Here is a 20,633-nt window from a genome sequence, read left to right as displayed (position 1 = left end):
CGATTGGTGTCCAGGCGATTCCAACCACAATTTCCGATAGGTTATTTGTCGTAGTTCGGAACGAACCGCGGAATGGAGTCGACGCTCAGTCCGAAATAGTGCGAGGCGACATACCAGGCACCATAGATGAGAGCCGATACCAGCGTCGTGAAGAACACCACTCTCCAGGCACGGAATTTCGTCGGTGCGCTTTCGACAGTACCGAAGACCACATGCTTGTCCTCGGCCTGGGTGCGCAAGCCGAATGGAAGGACCGCAAAAAGCGTGATCCACCAGATGACGAAATACACCGCGAGACTCGCTATAATCTGCTGGACCATTCCGCTCCCTTAAGACGAGCCTGCTCGCCTCTTCCTCTTCCAAGTTGCTTATAGGGGCAAAGCTGTCGCGTTTCAAAGCGTCGTCCAGCGCTTTAATGTCACACTTGCTCGAGCTCGATCAGCGTGCCGAAGAAATCCTTCGGATGCAGGAAGAGCACCTGCTTGCCATGCGCGCCGATCTTCGGCTCGCCATCTCCAAGCACGCGAGCGCCTGCGGCGACCAGCTGGTCGCGTGCTGCAAGGATATCTGCAACTTCGTAACAGATATGATGCATGCCGCCGTCGGGGTTCTTCGCGAGGAAAGCGGCGACCGGCGAGGTCTCGCCCAGCGGCTCGAGCAGTTCGACCTTGCTGTTTGGCAGCTCGACGAAGACGACCGTGACGCCATGTTCCGGCAATGCCTGCGGCGCAGACACCTTAGCGCCGAGTGTTTCGCGATAGGTCGCCGAAGCGGCGGCTATATCCGGAACGGCAAGCGCGATGTGATTGATGCGTCCAAGCACGGATCTCTCCTCCCCGATCGGATCACGGGCCTCAGCCGGCAGTGCGCGTGACGAACACCGTCACAAAAGGCTTCTTTCCCCATCCGTGATTGGCGGCGGAGCGCACGGCGCGACGAGCAGCCTCCTGCAGCATGGCCAGATCCTTGCGGCGCGCGCGCGGAATGCTCTCGATGGCGCTGACAAGGGCATCGAAGAGCGTGTCCTCCATCTCCTCGCCTTCGTCGTCATAGGCCGGCAGGCCGATGGACACGATATCCGGATCGCCGGCGATGTCGTAACGGGCATCGAGCACGAGATTGACGGCGACATGGCCGACATAGGACAGCTTCTTGCGTTCGCCGATGCCCATCTCGTCGAAATCGCCAATCAGTATGCCGTCCTTGAAGATACGTCCATGCGGCGCCTCGCCGATCACCTCGACCGGTCCCGGCGCGAGGCGCAATATGTCGCCATTGCGAACCTTCGGCACGGTGGCGATACCGGACTGTTCGGCCAGTTCTTTATGCGCGCTCAAATGCGTCGGCTCGCCATGCACAGGCACAACGACCTTCGGCCGCGTCCACTCATACATCTTCTGCAGCTCATTGCGCCGGGGATGGCCGGACACGTGCACGAGCGCTTCGGCATCCGTCACGACATGCACGCCCTGTTCGATCAGGCCGTTCTTGATGTCCTGGATGGCCTTCTCGTTGCCCGGGATGGCGCGCGAGGAAAAGACGACGATATCACCTGATGCCAGCGCGACGTGGCGCATTTCGTCCCTTGCCAGCTTGGCAAGAGCGGCGCGCGGCTCACCCTGGCTGCCGGTCAGGATGACTACGACCTTGTCGCGCGGGATATAGCCATACTCATCCTCGGCAATGAACGGCTTGATGCCGTCCATGAGACCGACATCGCGGGCGACGTCGACGACACGCTTCAGCGAACTGCCCAACAACAGCACTTCGCGACCCGCGGCCTCGGCAGCCTCGGCAACAGTGCGGATGCGGCCGACATTCGAGGAGAAGGTGGTGATCGCTACCCGGCCTTCGGCATTCTCGATGATCTTGCGCAGGCTTTCGGAAACGTCCTTTTCCGAGGGCGAGACGCCATCCCGCAGGGCATTGGTGGAATCGCACATCAGTGCCAGGACGCCTTCGTCACCCAGCTGCCGGAAGCGGGTCTCGTCGGTGAGCGGCCCGAGCGAAGGCTCGTGGTCGATCTTCCAATCGCCGGTATGAATGACGTTGCCGAGCGGCGTGCGGATCATCAACGACATCGGTTCGGGAATGGAGTGATTGACGGCGACGCCCTCGATGCTGAAGGGGCCGACATTGATGCGGTCACCAGCCTTGAACGGGGTGATCGGGATCTGACCCATCGTCTTTTCATAGTCGCGCTTGGCTTCCAGAAGGCCGGCGGTAAAGCCCGAAGCGTAGACGGGGACGTTGAGACCCGGCCAGAGATCGCTCAGCGCGCCGTAGTGATCCTCATGCGCGTGGGTAATGATGATGCCCTTGAGGTTCTTGCGCTCCTTGGCGAGAAAGCGGATGTCCGGCAACACCAGATCCACGCCCGGCAGATCCGGTCCCGGAAACGTAACGCCGCAATCGACCATGATCCACTGGCGATGCTCCGGCGTTCCATAGCCATACAGAGCGAGATTCATACCGATCTCGCCGACGCCGCCGAGTGGCAGAAACACCAGTTCGTCTTGTTTCGCCATTTCGTTCCCAACCATTACCTAAAGAAAACATCGCCCGCCGCGATCGGCATAGTCCTGCCGTCTTCGGTCTCGAGCATCAACAAGCCATTATCATCGATTCCGACGAAATGGCCTAAAATCGACTTGTCCGGCAAGTTCACCGTGATCTTTTCACCGACGCCACAGGCCGCTTCGCGCCAGCGCGCCGTGACCTCCCGAATGCCCTTGCCGCTGTTCCAAACATCAAGGGCTTCGGCCATCGCCGCATAGAGATGGGCAAACAATTCATCAGGCGAGACCATCGAGCCCTGCTGCCGCAGGCAGGTGACCGGATACATCGGATTGTCGGGCATGACGGCGACGTTGATGCCGATACCGATGACAAGCGCATAGCGCCCGTCGGGTAAGGCTTCGCCCTCGAGCAGGATACCGCAGGTCTTCTTGCGGCCGATCAGGATATCGTTCGGCCACTTGATCTCGACCGGTTCGGCGGCCAGCGGCAGCACGCTGCGCACCGCCTGATGCACGGCAATCGCGACCGCGAGCGGCAGGGAGCCGAGACGGTCCATCGGAGCAGGATCGATCAACAGGAGAGATGCATAGAGATTACCGCGCTCGGATACCCAGGGACGGCCGCGGCGACCACGTCCACCGGTCTGACGTTCGGCGGTGACCCAAAGGTTTCCGCGATCGCCCGCACGTGCCCGTTCCAGGCACTCGCTGTTGGTGGAACTTGTCTCTGAAAGGGCATCATGCCGGAAGTCGGCAAGCGACTTCCGGCTATTCATGTCAGACGCCATCAAAACAGCGTCGCGGCAGCCAGATCGGCAGCACCGCCGATAGCGCCGCCGAAGAGGACGTAGCCGACCACGAACAAGCCCGAGAGGCCGAAGACCAGGCGCAGCGAACCAGCCGTGCGGGTGAATTCGTCCTTGGCTTCGTCAAACCACATGACCTTGATGACGCGCAGATAGTAGTAGGCGCCGACGACCGAAGAGAGAACGCCGATGACGGCAAGCGCATAGAGATGCGCCTGGATAGCTGCGACGAAAACGAAGTACTTTCCGAAGAAGCCGGCCAGCGGCGGAATGCCGGCCAGCGAGAACATCAATGCTGTCAGCACGACGGCCATGAAGGGGTTGGTGGTCGAAAGGCCGGCGAGATCATCGACATTCTCAACCTGACGGCCGTCCTTGCGGCGCATCGCCATGATGATGGCAAAGGTACCGAGGGTCATGACCATGTAGATGACCATGTAAAGCATGACGCCGGATACGCCGGTCTTGGTGCCGGCGGCAAGGCCGACCAGCGCATAGCCCATGTGACCGATCGAGGAATAGGCCATCAGTCGCTTGAAGTTGCGCTGACCGATCGCGGCGAAGGAGCCGAGCACCATCGAGGCGATCGAGATGAAGACAATGATCTGCTGCCAGTCGGCAAGCACCGGATGGAAGGCGGTAATGACGATGCGGGTCAGGATCGCCATGGCCGCGACCTTCGGCGCAGCAGCGAAGAAGGCGGTGACCGGCGTCGGCGCGCCTTCGTAAACATCCGGCGTCCACATATGGAACGGCACGGCGGAGATCTTGAAGGCCAAGCCGGCAAGGACGAAAACCAGACCGAAGACGAGGCCGAGCGAGCGGGTCTCGGCGCTGAGCGCGGTAGCAATGGCATCGAAGGTTGTGTGGCCGGTGAAGCCGTAGACCAGCGACATGCCGTAGAGCAGCATGCCTGAAGAGAGAGCGCCAAGGACGAAGTACTTCAGGCCGGCTTCCGTCGACTTGAGATTGTCGCGGTTGATGGCGGCAACGACGTAGAGCGCCAGCGACTGCAGTTCCAGCGACAGATAAAGCGAGATCAGGTCATGCGCCGAGATCATCAGCAGGATGCCGAGGGTCGCCAGCAGCAGGAGCACCGGGAACTCGAAGCGATCGAGCTGCTGCTCGCGCGCCTGCCCCATGCTCATGAACATGGTGACGATCGAGCCGACCAGCGCGACGATCTTCATGAAGCGGGAGAAGCCATCGGCGAGATAGGCGCCGCCATAAGCCAGGCCCTCGCCCGGAACGAAGATGATCCAGAGACCGGCCACCGCGAGCACCGCGATGGCAAGACCGGTGACCATGGGTCCGGACCGCTCGCCTGAGAAGACGCCGATCATGAGCAACGCAAGCGCACCGACCGCGAGGATGAGCTCCGGAATGGAAAGATGCAGGCTTGCAAGAATTGTGTCAGCAGTCATGTCGAATAGGTCCCGTCATCAATTCATCGACAGCGCAACGTTCTGCGCAGCGTGCAGGGCAGCGGTATAGTTGTTTACCAGCAGATCCACCGAAGCGGCCGTGGCGTCGAAGATCGGAGCCGGATAGACGCCGAAGAGGATCGTCAGCGCGATCAGCGGATAAAGGATCAGCTGTTCACGCGGCGACAGATCCAGCAGCTTCTTCAGGTTCTCCTTATCCAGCACGCCGAAAATGACGCGACGGTAAAGCCAGAGCGCATAGGCGGCCGACAGGATCACACCGGTGGCGGCGAACAAGGCAACCCAGGTGTTGACGCGGAAGACGCCGATCAGGGTGAGGAATTCACCGATGAAGCCGGAGGTGCCGGGCAGACCGACATTGGCCATGGTGAAGACCATCATCGCGACGGCATATTTCGGCATGTTGTTGACCAGGCCGCCATAAGCCGCGATTTCGCGGGTATGGGTGCGGTCGTAGATCACGCCGACGCAGAGGAAGAGAGCGCCGGAGACGATGCCGTGCGACAGCATCTGGAAGATCGCGCCCTGGACGCCCTGCTGGTTGGCCGCGAAGATGCCCATGGTGACATAGCCCATGTGGGCAACCGAGGAATAGGCGATCAGCTTCTTGATGTCTTCCTGCATCAGCGCCACCAGCGAGGTGTAGATGATGGCGATGACCGACAGGGCGAAGACGAGCGGCGCAAAAAATTCCGACGCGTTCGGGAACATGCCGAGCGAGAAGCGGATAAGACCATAGCCGCCGAGCTTCAGAAGGATACCGGCCAGGATAACCGAGCCCGCCGTCGGCGCCTGAACGTGTGCGTCGGGCAACCACGTATGGACCGGCCACATCGGCATCTTCACCGCGAAGGAGGCGAAGAAGGCAAGCCATAGCCACGTCTGCAGCTGCGGCGGGAACTTGTAGGCGAGCAGCGACGGGATGTCAGTCGTACCGGCCTGCCAGTACATCGCCATGATGGCGAGCAGCATCAGCACCGAGCCGAGCAGCGTGTAGAGGAAGAACTTGTAGCTGGCGTAGACGCGATCCTTGCCGCCCCAGACGCCGATGATCAGGAACATCGGGATAAGGCCGGCTTCGAAGAAGACGTAGAACAGCACGATATCCAGCGACACGAAAACGCCGACCATCATCGTCTCGAGGACGAGGAAGGCGATCATGTAGTCTTTCAGTCGCTTCTCCACAGAGAGCCAGCTTGCCAGCACGCAGAAGGGCATCAGGAAGGTCGACAGGATGACGAACAGCATCGAGATGCCGTCGACACCCATGTGATAGCTGATGCCGCTGGTCAGCCAATCATGCTTCTCGATCATCTGGAAGCCCGGATTGGCATTGTCGAACCAGATCCAGACGAACAGCGACACGATGAAGGTGAAGACCGTCGTCGCCAGAGAGATGTTCAGGATGTTGCGGCGGCCGTTGGGTCCATCTTCCCGCGTGAACAGCAGGAGAAGGACACCCACCAGCGGCAGGAACGTGACCGTTGAAAGAATAGGCCAATCGGTCATCAGAGGGAACTCCCGAGCATCATCCAGGTAACGAGGGCTGCAATACCGAGCAGCATCGCAAAGGCATAGTGATAGAGATAGCCGGTCTGCAGGCGCACGACGCGGTTGGTGACATCGACGACGCGGGCGGCGACGCCGTTCGGGCCGATGGTGTCGATGACCCCGATGTCGCCCTTCTTCCAGAGGAAGCGGCCGAGCGCCTTGGCGGTGCGAACGAAGAGGAAGTCATAGAGCTCGTCGAAGTACCACTTGTTCAAGAGGAACTCGTAGAGCACGCGCTGTTGCTGCGCGAGCTTGCGCGGCGTCTCCGGCGACCTGATGTACATGTACCAGGCGGTCACGAAACCGAGCACCATTGCGATGAACGGGCTGAGTTCGACCCAATGCGGAGCATGCTCCGCCTCTTCGAGGATCTTGTTGTCAGGCAGCGTGAACAGCGCATGCTTCCAGAATTCCTCGTAGTCAAGACCGACGAAGTAGTCATGGAAATACCAGCCGGCGAAGACGGCGCCGATCGCCAGCAGATAGAGCGGGATCAGCATCACATTCGGCGATTCATGCACATGATGCATGACCTCGTGCGAGGCGCGGGGCTTGCCATAGAAGGTCATGAAGATCAGGCGCCAGGAATAGAAGCTGGTAAACAGCGCGGCGATGACCAGCAGCGTGAAGGCAAAGCCGGAAGCCGGATTGTGCGACGTGTACGACGCCGCGATAATCGCATCCTTGGAGAAGAAGCCGGCAAAGCCGATCGGCGAGAACGGAATACCGACGCCGGTGATCGCCAGCGTGCCGATGATCATCATCCAGTAGGTCTTCTTGATGTGCGAGCGAAGGCCGCCCATGTGACGCATGTCCTGCTCGCCGTCGACGGCATGGATGACCGAACCGGCACAGAGGAAGAGCAGAGCCTTGAAGAAGGCATGCGTGAACAGATGGAAGATGGCAGCGCCGTAAGCGCCGACGCCGAGGGCGACGAACATGTAGCCGAGCTGCGAACAGGTCGAATAGGCGATGACGCGCTTGATATCGTTCTGCACGAGGCCGACCGTTGCCGCGAAGAAGGCCGTGATCGCGCCGATGATGGTGACGAAGGTCAGCGCATCGGGCGAGAGTTCGAAGATCGGCGACATGCGGGCGACGAGGAAGACACCGGCGGTAACCATGGTTGCGGCATGTATGAGCGCGGAGACCGGGGTCGGGCCTTCCATGGCGTCCGGCAGCCAGGTGTGCAGCAGGAACTGCGCCGACTTGCCCATCGCGCCCATGAAGAGCAGCAGGCAGACACCGGTCAGCGCATGCGCACGATCAAGCTGCATGCCGAAGAGGTTGAGCACGATGTCGCCCGGCTGGCCACCCTGCCCTGCGGCGAAGCTCTGCGCATTGCCGAAGATGACGTCGAAATTGATCGAGCCGAAGAGGGCGAAGACGCCGGCAATACCGAGCACGAAACCGAAGTCGCCGACACGGTTGACGACGAAGGCCTTAATCGCAGCTGCCGATGCGGACGGCTTCTTGAACCAGAAGCCGATCAGCAGATAGGAAGCCAGACCGACGCCTTCCCAGCCGAAGAACATCTGGGCAAGGTTGTCCGACGTCACCAGCATCAGCATGGCGAAGGTGAAGAGCGAGAGATAGGCGAAGAAGCGCGGACGATGCGGATCGTGATGCATGTATCCGATCGAATAAACGTGAACGAGGGTCGAAACCGTGTTCACGACGATCAGCATCACCGATGTCAGCGTATCGATGCGCAGCGACCAGGACGCGTCGATGCCGCCGGACTGGATCCAGCGCAACACTTCAACCTTGATCGGGCCGTCTGTATGGCCGAGCGCCACCGTGAAGAAGACGACCCACGACAGGATCGCGGCGATAATCATCAGGCCGGTGGTGATATATTCCGAAGCCTTGGCGCCGATGGCGCGGCCGAAAAGGCCGGCGATGATCGCGCCGATCAAAGGAAGAAAGACGATAGCCTTATATAAAAACATAGCTGTATCAGCCCTTCATCATGTTGACGTCTTCAACGGCGATGGAGCCGCGGTTACGGTAGAAGACGACGAGAATTGCAAGACCGATGGCAGCCTCGGCGGCCGCGACGGTCAAAATGAACAGAGCGAAGACCTGGCCGACGATGTCGTTGAGGAACGACGAGAAGGCGACCATGTTGATGTTGACCGCGAGCAATATGAGTTCGACGGACATCAAGATGATGATGACATTCTTACGGTTGAGAAAAATACCGAAGACGCCGAGCACGAAGAGGATGGCGCTGACCGTCAGGTAGTGGGAAAGTCCAATGACCATGTTCTTGTTCCTTTGATCCTCGTGCCCCGCCTCAGACGCCCTGCCCCGGCTTGACCTTGACCACCTCGACGGCGGTCGCGGGCGTGCGGGCGACCTGTTGGGAAATATTCTGGCGCTTGATGTGCGTGCGATGCTTCAGCGTCAACACGATCGCACCGATCATCGCGACCAGAAGCACAAGGCCGGCGATCTCGAAGAAGTAAACGTAGTTGGTGTAGAGCACGTCGCCCAGGGCGGCCGTGTTCGTCCGCTCGGTCACGGCCGGGATCGGCATGGCGACCGTCTTGGCGATCTGAGGCGAGATCACGCTGCCGCCGACAACGACGATGAGCTCGGCGGCAAGGATGACGCCGATCAATGCGCCGATCGGTGCATATTCCAGAATGCCAGCCCTGAGCTCGGAGAAATCGATATCGAGCATCATCACGACGAAGAGGAAGAGAACCGCCACGGCGCCGACATAGACGACCAGCAGGATCATCGCCAGGAATTCAGCCCCCAACAACAGAAAGAGGCCGGCCGCGTTGAAGAAAACCAGGATGAGGAACAGGACCGAATGGACCGGATTCCGCGCCGAGATAACCATGAACGCCGACGCCACCGCGACAAAGGCGAAGATGTAGAAAAAAAGAGCCTGCAGACCCATGTTGGTGCCTTTTTCGTCTTCCCCCGGGCAGCCGGGAGTATCCCTGCCCGATGGAGCTTAGCCTGACATTCGTCCGGCAAAGCCCCGGTCTATATTCAACCGCGACGGCGACAACCTGGCCAGCCGTCGCGGCATATTCAAAACACCGCTTAGCGGTAGGGCGAATCCATCGCGATATTGTGCGCGATTTCGCGTTCCCAGCGGTCGCCGTTTTCCAAAAGCCGCGCCTTGTCGAAGTAGAGCTCTTCGCGGGTCTCGGTAGCGAATTCGAAGTTCGGCCCTTCGACGATGGCGTCGACCGGACATGCTTCCTGGCAAAAGCCGCAATAGATGCACTTCACCATGTCGATGTCATAACGCACCGTGCGGCGGGTGCCGTCGTTGCGGCGCGGCCCGGCCTCGATCGTGATGGCCTGGGCAGGACAGATCGCTTCGCAGAGCTTGCAGGCGATGCAGCGCTCTTCACCGTTCGGATAGCGGCGCAGCGCATGCTCGCCACGGAAGCGCGGGCTGACCGGCCCCTTTTCGAACGGATAATTGATCGTCGCCTTCTGCTTGAAGAAGTAACGCATCGACAAAAAGAATGCGCCGACAAATTCCTTGAGGAACAGCGAGCTGACGGCGTTGGAAATTCCGGCCATCTTCAACCTCCAAATCTGCTTGAAGCGAGGATCGACATGATCATGCCCATCCCGTCACCTTCAGCACGAATGCAACGATAACGACCATGGCGAGCGACAGCGGCAGGAACACCTTCCAGCCGAGGCGCATGAGCTGGTCGTAGCGGTAGCGCGGCACGAAAGCCTTCACCATAGCGAACATGAAGAAGACGAGGCACGACTTCAGCAGGAACCAAATGATGCCCGGAACCCAGTTGAGGATCCAGATATCCACCGGAGGCAGCCAGCCGCCGAGGAAGAGAATAGTCGTCAGCGAACACATGAGAACGACGGCGGCATATTCACCGAGCATGAACATCATGTACGGAGAGGAGCCGTATTCGACCATGAAGCCGGCAACCAGTTCAGATTCCGCTTCCGGAAGGTCGAAGGGCGGACGATTGGTTTCCGCCAGCGCCGAGATGAAGAACACGATGAACATCGGGAACAGCGACAGCCAGTGCCAATCGAGGAACGACGCCGGCAGGCCGAGCTTGGTGCCGAGGCCGGTCTGCTGCGACAGCACGATATCTGTGAGGTTCAGCGAACCGACGCAAAGCAGCACGGTGACGATAACGAGACCGATCGAGACTTCGTAGGACACCATCTGCGCCGCCGAGCGCAGCGCGCCGAGGAACGGATACTTCGAGTTCGAAGCCCAGCCGCCCATGATGATGCCGTACACCTCAAGCGACGAGATCGCCAGAATGTAGAGGATGCCGACGTTGATGTCGGCGACCACCCAATTCTGAGCCACAGGCACGACAGCCCAGGTGGACAGCGCCAGCACCACGGAAACCAGAGGTGCCAGCAGGAACACGGCCTTGTTGGCGCCCGCCGGAATGATCGGCTCCTTGACCATGAACTTCAAAAGATCGGCGAAGGACTGAAACAGGCCGAAGGGACCGACGACGTTCGGGCCACGACGCAACTGAACCGCCGCCCAGATCTTGCGGTCGGCAAGAAGGATATAGGCAATGAAGATCAGCAGGCAGACCAGGAGCAGCAGAGACTGGCCGATCATGATCAGCGCCGGCCAGAGATAGGTCGAAACGAATGAATCCATAGTCCTCTGCCCTTACTCTGCCGCAGCCTGGAAGTTGTTGCGGGCCAATGCCGAGCACTCAGCCATGACAGCCGAGGCGCGTGCTATCGGGTTCGTCAAATAGAAGTCTTTGATCGGCGAAGCAAACGCCGATTTGCCCATCGCAGCGGCTTTTTTCCCGAGTGCGACAATTTGGGCGCTATCGGTTTCGGCAATCTCGTCGACACCAGCGAAATGCGGGAAGGCTGCATAGAGCTTGGCGCGCAATTCCCTCAGCGAATCAAAGGGAAGCTTCTTGCCGAGCACATCGGAAAGAGCGCGGATGACGGCCCAGTCCTCACGAGCGTCGCCCGGGGCGAAACCGGCCCGGTTGCCCATCTGGACGCGGCCTTCGGTGTTGACCCAGGTACCCGACTTTTCGGTGTAGGTCGCAGCCGGAAGGATGACGTCGGCATTCTGAGCGCCCTCGTCGCCATGCGAGCCGATGTAGACGGTGAACTTCGCGCCCTTGCGGGTGAAATCGAGTTCATCGGCACCAAGCAGGAAGAGCACGTCCATCGACGACAGCATCGCAGCAGCATTGACCCCCTTTGCGCCCGGCACGAAGCCGAGATCGAGGCCGCCGACGCGCGACGCTGCCGTGTGCAGCACGGCAAAACCGTTCCAGCCGTCCTTGACGACACCAACGGCCGCGGCAAGCTTGGCCGCGTTTGCCAGCACGGCTGCACCGTCTTCGCGGATCAGCGCGCCCTGGCCGATGATGATCATCGGCTTCTGAGCGTTCTTCAGAACGTCGGCGAAGCTGTGCGAACCGCTGACGATATCGGCCAGCGTCTCCGGGCCGGCGCCGAGATAGTCGTAGGAGTAGCGCAGATCGGCATGTTCGCCGATCACGCCGATCGGGAACTTGCCCCGACGCCAGCGCTTGCGGATGCGCGAGTTCATCACTGCCGCCTCGAAGCGCGGATTGGCGCCGATCATCAGCAGCGCATCGGCGGCTTCGATGCCTTCGATGCTCGGGCTGAAGATATAGGTTGCGCGGCCGAGCGACGGATCAAGCGCCGTCCCGTCCTGGCGACAGTCGAGATTTTCCGATCCGAGCGATTTCAGCAGCTCGGACAGAGCATACATTTCCTCGACGGAAGCGAGATCGCCGGCAATGGCGCCGATCTTTTCGCCGCTGGTCGCTGAAACCGCCGACTTGATGGCAGCGAAGGCATCGCTCCAGCTTGCTGGCTGCAGGCGGCCATCCTGGCGGACGTAAGGCTTGTCGAGGCGCTGCGTCTTCAGGCCGTCCCAGATGAAGCGGGTCTTATCGGAGATCCACTCTTCATTGATCTGCTCGTTGACGCGCGGCAACACGCGCATGACTTCGCGGCCGCGGGTATCGACGCGGATGGCGGAGCCAAGCGCGTCCATGACGTCGATCGATTCGGTCTTGTTCAGTTCCCACGGGCGGGCGGTGAAGGCGAAGGGCTTCGATGTCAGCGCGCCGACCGGGCAAAGGTCGACGACGTTGCCCTGCAGCTCGGAGGTCATCGCCTGCTCGAGATAGGTGGTGATCTCGGCATCTTCGCCACGGCCGATCAGGCCAAGCTCGGAAATGCCGGCAACTTCCGTCGTGAAGCGGACGCAGCGCGTGCAGTGAATGCAGCGGTTCATGACGGTCTTGACGAGCGGGCCGATATACTTGTCCTCGACGGCGCGCTTGTCTTCCTGATAGCGCGAGCTGTCGATGCCGAAGGCCATAGCCTGGTCCTGCAGGTCGCATTCGCCGCCCTGGTCGCAGATCGGGCAATCCAGCGGATGGTTGATCAGCAGGAATTCCATCACGCCTTCGCGGGCCTTCTTGACCATCGGCGTGTTGGTGAAGACTTCGGGAAGCTCGCCGTTCGGGCCGCCGCGAATATCGCGCACGCCCATGGCGCAGGAAGCCTGCGGCTTCGGCGGGCCACCCTTGACCTCGACGAGGCACATGCGGCAATTGCCTGCCACCGACAGTCGTTCATGGAAGCAGAAGCGCGGGACTTCGGCGCCGGCTTCCTCGCACGCCTGGATAAGCGTGTAGTGATCCGGAACTTCGATCTCTTTACCGTCAATCTTCAGTTTAGCCATCGTCCACTCAGTCCTATGTCACGTCTCCAGCCGAACCTGGCCGCAGACAATTTCATAATCGCAACACCAGCTTGCCACCGGCACGGCACGAAACCGCGTGGCACTGGTTTGCTCACAATAAGCCTTGCCCAATCTTGTCCCCGCAAGATCAGCGCGCCGACCGAAACATTGGGGATAGCGCCCGCAACATTTCCACCGCCTTCATTCACCTCCCTGGCTGCGAGAAACAGCCGGGGAAAAATCTTAACTCCGCCCTTTCGGCAGGAGCGCCTTCGCCTGGCTGACCCAGTCGTCGCGCCGGATGCGGCCGTCGAACCCAAGCTCCGCGTCGATCCGCTCGATATCCGCGTCGCTCCAGGCGACGATATCGGCGAAACGCTGGATGCCGCGTCCGTTCAACACCTGCTCCAGTTTCGGACCGATGCCGGAAATCCGCTTCAGGTCGTCAGCCTTCGCCGCGGCCTTGCGGCTGCGCACAGGGCTCGCAACGGGCTTCGCCGCGACCGGCTCTACAACGGCGATCTTGGCTTTCGTCTTGGCTGGCGCAGTTTTCACCGCAGCCGGCTTCGGCTCGACCTTCTTCACGGCTGCCGGCTTTGCAGTGGCAGGCTTTGCAGCGGCGGGTTTGGCGGCGGGCGATGCCTTTGCCGGCTTCGCTTCCCCTGCCCCATCCTTCTTTGCCACCGGCCTTTCCGCGGCGACGGCATCATCCTTTTCGTCCGGCGCGACAGAACGTTTGCTCGCCGCTTCGACAGCGCCCTGCAGCGCACCGAAGAACGCGCCGGCGATCTGCGACGTGAACCCGAACCCTATGGCGGACGCAGCGGCGAACGCCGCTGCCGGATGGGCCATCAGCGGATGGATCGGCATGACCGGCGCGTTCCGCAGCATATCGGCAGCAACGCGAGCAAAATCGGCCGACGCATCGGCCGCCCCGCTGTCCTGCTTGATATCCTTGGTCTTCGCCATGACAATCCTTACTCGGCTGCTTCCAGCACCGCGCCGTGGCTCGTCGCATTGGCCGTATACTGGTCGATGCGCTTTTCGATCTCGGGGCGGAAGTTGCGGATCAGGCCCTGCACCGGCCATGCGGCTGCGTCACCGAGCGCACAGATAGTATGACCTTCGATCTGCTTCGTCACCTGAAACAGCATGTCGATTTCGCGCTTCTGCGCATTGCCGCGCTCCATGCGCTCCAGAACACGCCACATCCAGCCCGTTCCTTCGCGGCACGGCGTACACTGGCCGCAGCTTTCATGCTTGAAGAAGGCCGAGATGCGGGCAATCGCCTTGATGATGTCAGTCGACTTATCCATAACGATCGCCGCCGCGGTGCCGAAGGATGACTTGACATCGCGCAGGCCGTCGAAATCCATCGGGCAGTCGATGATGTCAGCCGCCGGAACCACAGGGCACGATGCGCCGCCGGGAATGACGGCCAGCAGATTGTCCCAGCCGCCGCGAATGCCGCCGGCATGCTTGTCGACCAACTCGCGGAAGGTGATGCCCATCGTTTCTTCGACCGTGCACGGGCGATTGACGTGACCGGACAGCATGAACAGCTTCGTGCCGACATTATTCGGACGACCGAAGGACGAGAACCAGCCTGCGCCGCGGCGCAGGATCGTCGGGGCAACGGCAATCGACTCGACATTGTTGACGGTGGTCGGGCAACCGTAGAGACCCATATTGGCCGGGAAAGGCGGCTTCAGGCGCGGCTGACCCTTCTTGCCTTCCAGGCTTTCGAGCAGCGCGGTTTCCTCGCCACAGATGTAGGCGCCGGCACCATGATGAACGAAAACATCAAAATCCCAGCCGAGCTTGTTGTTTTTACCCAGAAGTCCGGCATCGTAGCACTCGTCGATTGCCGCCTGCAGGGCTTCGCGTTCGCGCATGTATTCGCCGCGGACGTAGATGTAGGCAGTGTTTGCGCCCATGGCGAAACCGGCGATGACGCAGCCTTCGATCAGCGTATGCGGATCGTGACGCATGATGTCACGGTCCTTGCAGGTGCCCGGCTCCGACTCGTCGGCATTGACGACGAGATAGTGCGGACGGCCGTCGCTTTCCTTCGGCATGAAGGACCACTTGAGGCCGGTCGGGAAGCCTGCGCCGCCGCGACCGCGAAGGCCGGAAGCCTTCATCTCGTTGATGATCCAGTCACGACCCTTTTCGAGGATCTGCTTGGTGCCGTCCCAATGGCCGCGCGACATCGCGCCCTTCAGGGACTTGTCCTTGTGGCCGTAGATATTGGTAAAGATGCGATCTTGATCTTGTAACATGCTTCACCTCTTACCGCGGCTTCTTGCCGAAGACCTTGATATATTCCGCTTCGCCACCCTTAGCGAGTGCCTTAGCCTGCTTGATCCAGTCGTCGCGTTCGATGCGGCCCTTGAAATTCAGGTAGCCGTCGACCCACTCGCGCTCGGCCTTCTTCCAGCTCGCAACCTGCGCGAAGGTGAAGATGCCGAGCTCATGCAAAACGGACTCGATCTTCGGACCGACGCCAGAAATCAGCTTGAGATCGTCCGGCTGCGCGGGCTTCTCGATGCCGGCGGGACGATCCTTATCCGTGAGAGACGGCTTCTGCGCACCCTCGGCCTTCTCCGTCACGGTAGCAGACGCTGCCGTTGCGGAAAGCGGCTGCGCTTCCGATGCCTTGGCGTTCTTTGCCGCCTCGGCCGGCGCGGTTGCAGGCGTCTTCAGGCTCTGGTTGGTTTCGGCATCCGTGCTCTTCGGGCGCGCCGCTTCAGACGGCGGGATCGAAACAGCGTCAGCCTTGGCCTTGGCTCCCGTTGTCTTCGCCTTCGGCTCTTCTGATGTCAAAGACGTCAGCCCGCCTTCCGGTGCGGAGAAAATGCGGTCGATCTGAGGGCCGGTCTTGACTTCGCTGCCCTTGCCTGCGGCGAACGCATCGATGATCTCCTCGAGACGTGCCGGCGTCAGATCCTCATAGGTATCCTTGCCGATCACCACCATCGGTGCGTTGACGCAGGCGCCCTGACATTCGACCTCTTCCCAGGAGAGCGTGCCGTCGGCATTGCGGTCGAAGGCATGCGCATTGATCTTGCTCTTGCAGATCTTGATCAGCCCCTCGGATCCGCGCAGCATGCAGGGCGTCGTGCCGCAAACCTGAATATGCGCCCGCGTGCCGACCGGATGCAGCTGGAACTGCGTATAGAAGGTGGCGACTTCAAGCGCACGGATATAGGCCATATCCAGCATGTCGGCGATCTTCTCGATCGCCGCCTTGGTGACCCAGCCTTCCTGCTCCTGCGCGCGCATCATCAGCGGGATGATCGCGGACTGCTGGCGTCCCTCGGGGTATTTCTTGATCGTCTTTTCCGCCCACACCGCGTTATCATCGCTGAAGGCGAAAGCGGCAGGCTGGAATTGATCTTCGGCTAGTCGACGAACGGACATCTTTCACGCCTTATCTCAGTTTAAGGACCCACACCGCGTATCCGTCAGAGACGAAAATTCGCAGGCGTAGGCCGACTGGTCTTTCTGCATAAACACAACGAACTTGCCGCCGTTCGGCACAGCGGCCTTGATTTCATAACCACGCGAGACGAGATCGGCCATGGTCGAATCCGCGCCCGACGGGGCCGTATTTCCGCTTTTTGCAGTGTTGCCACCCGTTGCCTTCGAGCCCTGCAGATTGATGCTGGGCAAGCTCTGCGCCGAGCTGGCCTGTTGGGCCGAAGCACTGCAGGCGACAAGAAGCGCGGGGATGACGACCTGCCAGGCTCGCATCAACGATCCACCTCGCCGAAGACGATGTCGAGCGAACCAAGCACTGCGGCGACATCGGCAAGCTGATGACCGCGGCACATGAAATCCATGGCCTGCAGATGCGCATAGCCCGGCGCGCGGATCTTGCAGCGGTAAGGCTTGTTGGAACCGTCGGAGACGAGATAGACACCGAACTCGCCCTTCGGCGCTTCGACGGCTGCGTAAACTTCGCCGGCAGGCACATGGTAGCCTTCGGTATAAAGCTTGAAATGGTGGATCAACGCTTCCATCGAGCGCTTCATCTCACCACGCTTCGGCGGCACGACCTTACCGTCCAGCGACGAGACCGGTCCGGTCTTGGCGTCGCCGAGCAGGCGGTTGACGCACTGCTTCATGATGCGGACGGACTCACGCATTTCGATCATGCGGATCAGATACCGGTCGTAGCAATCGCCGTTCTTGCCGATCGGAATGTCGAATTCCAGATCGGAATAGCACTCATACGGCTGCGCCTTGCGCAGGTCCCATGCGGCACCCGAGCCGCGGACCATGACGCCGGAGAAGCCCCAGGCCCAACAGTCTTCCAGCGAGACTACGCCGATATCGACGTTACGCTGCTTGAAGATGCGGTTGCCGGTCAGAAGGTCATCGATATCGTCGAGCGCCTTCAGGAACGGATCGCACCAATCACCGATATCCTGAACGAGCTTTTCCGGGAGATCCTGGTGAACGCCGCCCGGACGAACATAAGCCGCATGCATGCGCGAGCCCGAGGCACGCTCATAGAAGACCATCAGCTTTTCGCGCTCTTCGAAGCCCCAGAGCGGCGGCGTCAGAGCGCCGACGTCCATGGCCTGCGTAGTGACGTTCAAGAGATGCGACAGGATGCGGCCGATTTCCGAATAGAGCACGCGGATCAGCTGGCCGCGGATCGGGATATCGATGCCGAGCAGCTTCTCGACGGCCAGCGCATAGGCATGTTCCTGGTTCATCGGCGCCACGTAGTCGAGGCGATCGAAGTAAGGAACGGCCTGCAGATAGGTCTTCGATTCGATCAGCTTTTCCGTGCCGCGATGCAGCAAGCCGATATGCGGATCGACGCGTTCCACAATTTCGCCGTCCAGTTCGAGGACAAGACGCAAAACGCCGTGTGCAGCCGGATGCTGTGGGCCGAAATTGATGTTGAAGTTGCGAACGTTATGTTCTGTCATGGCGGCGATGCTCGCGTTGTCCGATATTCAGAGAATGGCAGGTTCGAGCCCGCCACACGCCTCAAATTATGCCTTCGCCTTCTCGTCGCCGGGCAGCACATAGTCCGTGCCTTCCCAGGGAGACAAGAAATCGAAGTTGCGGAATTCCTGCTTCAGTTCCACAGGCTCGTAGACGACGCGCTTGGCGGCGTCGTCATAGCGAACTTCAACGAAACCGGTGGTCGGGAAATCCTTGCGCAGCGGATGGCCTTCGAAACCGTAATCGGTCAGGAGGCGGCGCAGATCCGGATGGCCGGTGAAGAGAACGCCGTACATGTCCCAGGTTTCGCGCTCGAACCAGTCGGCACCGGGATAGATGCCGCAGGCAGAGGGAACAGGCTGGTCCTCGCCGACCGGAACCTTGACGCGGATGCGCAGATTCTTCTTCGGCGACAGCAGATGATAGACGACATCGAAACGCTCGGCGCGCTGCGGCCAGTCGACGCCGCAAATATCCGTCATGTTGACGAAGCCGCACTTGGCGTCGTCGCGCAGGAATGTCAGCAGTGCGATAACGTTTTCGGCCGTCGTCGTCACATTCAGCTCGCCATACTTGATCTCGCTCGACGAGATCAGAGCGCTGCGAACTTCCGTGAGGTAAGCGGCGAGTTCGTTCAGGGCTTCACTCATAATGCCTTGTCCCCTGCCTTACCGTTCGATCGTGCCGGTGCGCCGGATTTTCTTCTGCAGCAGAAGCACGCCGTAAAGCAGCGCCTCCGCAGTGGGAGGACAGCCCGGTATGTAAATGTCGATCGGCACGATGCGGTCGCATCCGCGAACAACCGAATAGGAATAATGATAGTAACCGCCGCCGTTGGCGCAGGAGCCCATCGAGATCACGTAACGCGGCTCAGGCATCTGGTCGTAGACCTTGCGGAGCGCCGGCGCCATCTTGTTGGTCAGCGTGCCGGCGACGATCATGACGTCGGACTGGCGCGGCGAAGCGCGCGGGGCGAAGCCGAAGCGCTCGACGTCGTAACGCGGCATGGAGACCTGCATCATCTCGACTGCACAGCAGGCCAGACCGAAGGTCATCCACATCAGCGAGCCGGTACGAGCCCAATTGATCAACTCATCGGTAGACGTGACCAGAAAACCCTTGTCGGCGAGTTCATTGTTGATCTCGCCGAAGAACGGATCATTGCTGCCGACAGGCCTGCCGGTTGCGGGATCGATAATCCCCTTCGGCTGCGGCGCAACGAGCGTCGTGTTGCTTTGGGCTACTCCCATTCCAGGGCTCCCTTTTTCCATTCATAGATAAAGCCGATGGTCAGCACCGCGAGGAACACCATCATCGACCAGAACCCGAACCAGCCGATCGCACCGAAGGATACGGCCCAGGGGAAGAGGAAGGCGACTTCCAGGTCGAATATGATGAAGAGAATCGATACCAGATAGAAGCGGATATCGAACTTCATGCGGGCGTCATCGAATGCGTTGAAGCCGCATTCATAAGCCGACAGCTTTTCCGAGTCAGGCGCCTTGAAGGCGACGGCAAACGGCGTGATCAACAACGCCAAGCCTATCACCAGGGCAATACCAATGAAAATCGCTATCGGAATATAGGAACTGAGCAGTCCAGTCATCATGTCCATCCCTGCCTGCCATGAGCGCCTGGGGGGCGCCTTTGAGCAAATGCCCAAGCCAGGCGAAAGAGCGTTGCAACAAAGCCGTGGTTAGCGCAGGCAGAGCGCGCGCGCAAGCCTTTTGAATCTGTCGTTTGGAGTACTACCGAGCGGTAGATATCAATATGTTGCGACTGCATCGCGACAAATCCGCGCAAACGCGAAAAGGGTCTTTCGCAATCGCAAAAAATTGATGATTGATTGTAATGGCTTGGAAAGAATGGCGCGAGTGACGGGGCTCGAACCCGCGACCTCCGGCGTGACAGGCCGGCACTCTAACCGACTGAGCTACACCCGCGCATCGTTTGGCCTTTCAGCCGAGCGCCAGACCCGGAACTTACCTTGAAATGGCGCGAGTGACGGGGCTCGAACCCGCGACCTCCGGCGTGACAGGCCGGCACTCTAACCAACTGAGCTACACCCGCATTCATTTCAAGTATTCCGAGCGCTTTCGCACCCATCAAAGCGGCCTCGCCGTTCGATGAGCGGCTAACTACGGGGTTCGTGTTTGGGTGTCAAGCAGGTTTGAATACAAATCGATGACAGAGCGCTAATTGTTTTGGAGAAGCTCGCCGGCAATTTTCCGTCCCGTCGATTTGGCATAGCAGCTTCCCGCCTCACGCATTTCATCAGCGCCTCACATGCACCGCTGCAATCGATCTTCCTTCCTATCGGCGCATGTGGATGACGACGGCCGAACATGCGCAAGGAGCAAAAAAATCAAAAAATCTTCACAAACACTCTTGCGGTTTTTTGCCGTTCCGCATAGATCACGGCCACCGAATGCGGCGGGCGAATGGCTCGCTCCGCTGAAGGGCGATTAGCTCAGTTGGTAGAGCGCCTCGTTTACACCGAGGATGTCGGGAGTTCGAGTCTCTCATCGCCCACCACTTCCAAAAAATCACATTGATTTTCCATCGTTTTATTCCTCGTTTGTCTCATTCGCCGTTTTCGGCTCGAAAAGTGGGA

At 60.0% G+C, this 20,633-nt stretch carries 20 protein-coding genes and 3 tRNA genes; 1 reads left to right on the top strand and 22 read right to left on the bottom strand.

Annotated elements, in window-relative coordinates; all coding sequences use genetic code 11:
• Positions 1–41 precede the first annotated feature (41 nt).
• The 22 genes from GA0061101_RS31825 to GA0061101_RS31720 all read right to left on the bottom strand — a co-directional run bounded on the left by GA0061101_RS31825 (position 42) and on the right by GA0061101_RS31720 (position 20,089).
• Entirely contained in the window at positions 42–320 is a 279-nt protein-coding gene (locus tag GA0061101_RS31825) for a DUF1467 family protein (RefSeq protein WP_092576598.1), read from the bottom strand.
• 98 nt (positions 321–418) lie between these two features.
• On the bottom strand, positions 419–823 hold the full coding sequence (gene mce / locus GA0061101_RS31820) for a methylmalonyl-CoA epimerase (RefSeq protein ID WP_092576596.1): 405 nt from the start codon (positions 821–823) through the stop codon (positions 419–421).
• A gap of 31 nt (positions 824–854) precedes the next feature.
• The gene (locus GA0061101_RS31815; protein ID WP_037194262.1) at positions 855–2,528 is read right to left on the bottom strand and encodes a ribonuclease J; all 1,674 of its coding nucleotides are present in this window, start codon (positions 2,526–2,528) and stop codon (positions 855–857) included.
• 14 nt (positions 2,529–2,542) lie between these two features.
• The gene (locus GA0061101_RS31810) at positions 2,543–3,307 is read right to left on the bottom strand and encodes a biotin--[acetyl-CoA-carboxylase] ligase (protein WP_047553135.1); all 765 of its coding nucleotides are present in this window, start codon (positions 3,305–3,307) and stop codon (positions 2,543–2,545) included.
• The gene (gene nuoN, locus GA0061101_RS31805) at positions 3,307–4,749 is read right to left on the bottom strand and encodes an NADH-quinone oxidoreductase subunit NuoN (RefSeq protein ID WP_037194258.1); all 1,443 of its coding nucleotides are present in this window, start codon (positions 4,747–4,749) and stop codon (positions 3,307–3,309) included. The genes GA0061101_RS31810 and nuoN overlap by 1 nt, the downstream gene beginning before the upstream one ends.
• Before the next feature lie 18 nt (positions 4,750–4,767).
• Complete coding sequence (locus tag GA0061101_RS31800) at positions 4,768–6,279, bottom strand: NADH-quinone oxidoreductase subunit M (protein WP_037194256.1); 1,512 nt, start codon at positions 6,277–6,279, stop codon at positions 4,768–4,770.
• On the bottom strand, positions 6,279–8,273 hold the full coding sequence (nuoL, locus tag GA0061101_RS31795) for an NADH-quinone oxidoreductase subunit L (protein WP_037194254.1): 1,995 nt from the start codon (positions 8,271–8,273) through the stop codon (positions 6,279–6,281). Before nuoL ends, GA0061101_RS31800 begins: the two co-directional genes overlap by 1 nt.
• A gap of 7 nt (positions 8,274–8,280) precedes the next feature.
• Entirely contained in the window at positions 8,281–8,589 is a 309-nt protein-coding gene (nuoK, locus tag GA0061101_RS31790; protein WP_034507513.1) for an NADH-quinone oxidoreductase subunit NuoK, read from the bottom strand.
• A gap of 31 nt (positions 8,590–8,620) precedes the next feature.
• A complete protein-coding gene (locus GA0061101_RS31785) occupies positions 8,621–9,235 on the bottom strand; it encodes an NADH-quinone oxidoreductase subunit J (RefSeq protein ID WP_037194252.1) in 615 nt (204 codons plus the stop codon).
• Positions 9,236–9,384: 149 nt separating this feature from the next.
• Positions 9,385–9,876: an NADH-quinone oxidoreductase subunit NuoI gene (nuoI, locus tag GA0061101_RS31780; protein ID WP_034486982.1), complete on the bottom strand. Its 492-nt coding sequence runs from the start codon at positions 9,874–9,876 to the stop codon at positions 9,385–9,387.
• Positions 9,877–9,916: 40 nt separating this feature from the next.
• Complete coding sequence (gene nuoH, locus GA0061101_RS31775; RefSeq protein WP_037194250.1) at positions 9,917–10,960, bottom strand: NADH-quinone oxidoreductase subunit NuoH; 1,044 nt, start codon at positions 10,958–10,960, stop codon at positions 9,917–9,919.
• A gap of 12 nt (positions 10,961–10,972) precedes the next feature.
• A complete protein-coding gene (nuoG, locus tag GA0061101_RS31770) occupies positions 10,973–13,054 on the bottom strand; it encodes an NADH-quinone oxidoreductase subunit NuoG (protein ID WP_092576593.1) in 2,082 nt (693 codons plus the stop codon).
• 243 nt (positions 13,055–13,297) lie between these two features.
• Positions 13,298–14,023, bottom strand: coding sequence for a 5' DNA nuclease (locus GA0061101_RS31765; protein WP_092576590.1), 726 nt, complete (start codon positions 14,021–14,023; stop codon positions 13,298–13,300).
• An 8-nt stretch (positions 14,024–14,031) separates the two neighbouring features.
• Positions 14,032–15,336 carry an NADH-quinone oxidoreductase subunit NuoF gene (gene nuoF, locus GA0061101_RS31760; RefSeq protein WP_037194245.1) on the bottom strand — a complete coding sequence of 435 codons (1,305 nt, stop codon included), beginning with the start codon at positions 15,334–15,336 and terminating at the stop codon, positions 14,032–14,034.
• A gap of 10 nt (positions 15,337–15,346) precedes the next feature.
• Positions 15,347–16,477 carry an NADH-quinone oxidoreductase subunit E gene (locus tag GA0061101_RS31755; RefSeq protein WP_037194243.1) on the bottom strand — a complete coding sequence of 377 codons (1,131 nt, stop codon included), beginning with the start codon at positions 16,475–16,477 and terminating at the stop codon, positions 15,347–15,349.
• 15 nt (positions 16,478–16,492) lie between these two features.
• On the bottom strand, positions 16,493–16,810 hold the full coding sequence (locus GA0061101_RS31750; protein ID WP_037194241.1) for a hypothetical protein: 318 nt from the start codon (positions 16,808–16,810) through the stop codon (positions 16,493–16,495).
• Entirely contained in the window at positions 16,810–18,000 is a 1,191-nt protein-coding gene (locus GA0061101_RS31745; RefSeq protein ID WP_037194239.1) for an NADH-quinone oxidoreductase subunit D, read from the bottom strand. The genes GA0061101_RS31750 and GA0061101_RS31745 overlap by 1 nt, the downstream gene beginning before the upstream one ends.
• A gap of 66 nt (positions 18,001–18,066) precedes the next feature.
• A complete protein-coding gene (locus GA0061101_RS31740; RefSeq protein ID WP_037194237.1) occupies positions 18,067–18,669 on the bottom strand; it encodes an NADH-quinone oxidoreductase subunit C in 603 nt (200 codons plus the stop codon).
• A gap of 18 nt (positions 18,670–18,687) precedes the next feature.
• Positions 18,688–19,269: a NuoB/complex I 20 kDa subunit family protein gene (locus tag GA0061101_RS31735; RefSeq protein WP_037194235.1), complete on the bottom strand. Its 582-nt coding sequence runs from the start codon at positions 19,267–19,269 to the stop codon at positions 18,688–18,690.
• The gene (locus tag GA0061101_RS31730; RefSeq protein WP_034489570.1) at positions 19,260–19,625 is read right to left on the bottom strand and encodes an NADH-quinone oxidoreductase subunit A; all 366 of its coding nucleotides are present in this window, start codon (positions 19,623–19,625) and stop codon (positions 19,260–19,262) included. The genes GA0061101_RS31735 and GA0061101_RS31730 overlap by 10 nt, the downstream gene beginning before the upstream one ends.
• A gap of 260 nt (positions 19,626–19,885) precedes the next feature.
• A tRNA-Asp gene (locus GA0061101_RS31725) sits at positions 19,886–19,962 on the bottom strand.
• Positions 19,963–20,012: 50 nt separating this feature from the next.
• Positions 20,013–20,089, bottom strand: a tRNA-Asp gene (locus tag GA0061101_RS31720).
• Between the two features lie 389 nt (positions 20,090–20,478).
• On the opposite strand from GA0061101_RS31720, the gene GA0061101_RS31715 reads away from it, so the two are divergent.
• A tRNA-Val gene (locus GA0061101_RS31715) sits at positions 20,479–20,554 on the top strand.
• Positions 20,555–20,633: the final 79 nt, after the last annotated feature.

It is taken from the genome of Martinezella lusitana (assembly GCF_900094565.1).
In the GTDB taxonomy this organism is placed as follows: domain Bacteria; phylum Pseudomonadota; class Alphaproteobacteria; order Rhizobiales; family Rhizobiaceae; genus Rhizobium; species Rhizobium lusitanum.
Note: the sequence above shows the minus strand (reverse complement) of the source record. Positions and strands in the feature narration are given on the sequence as shown.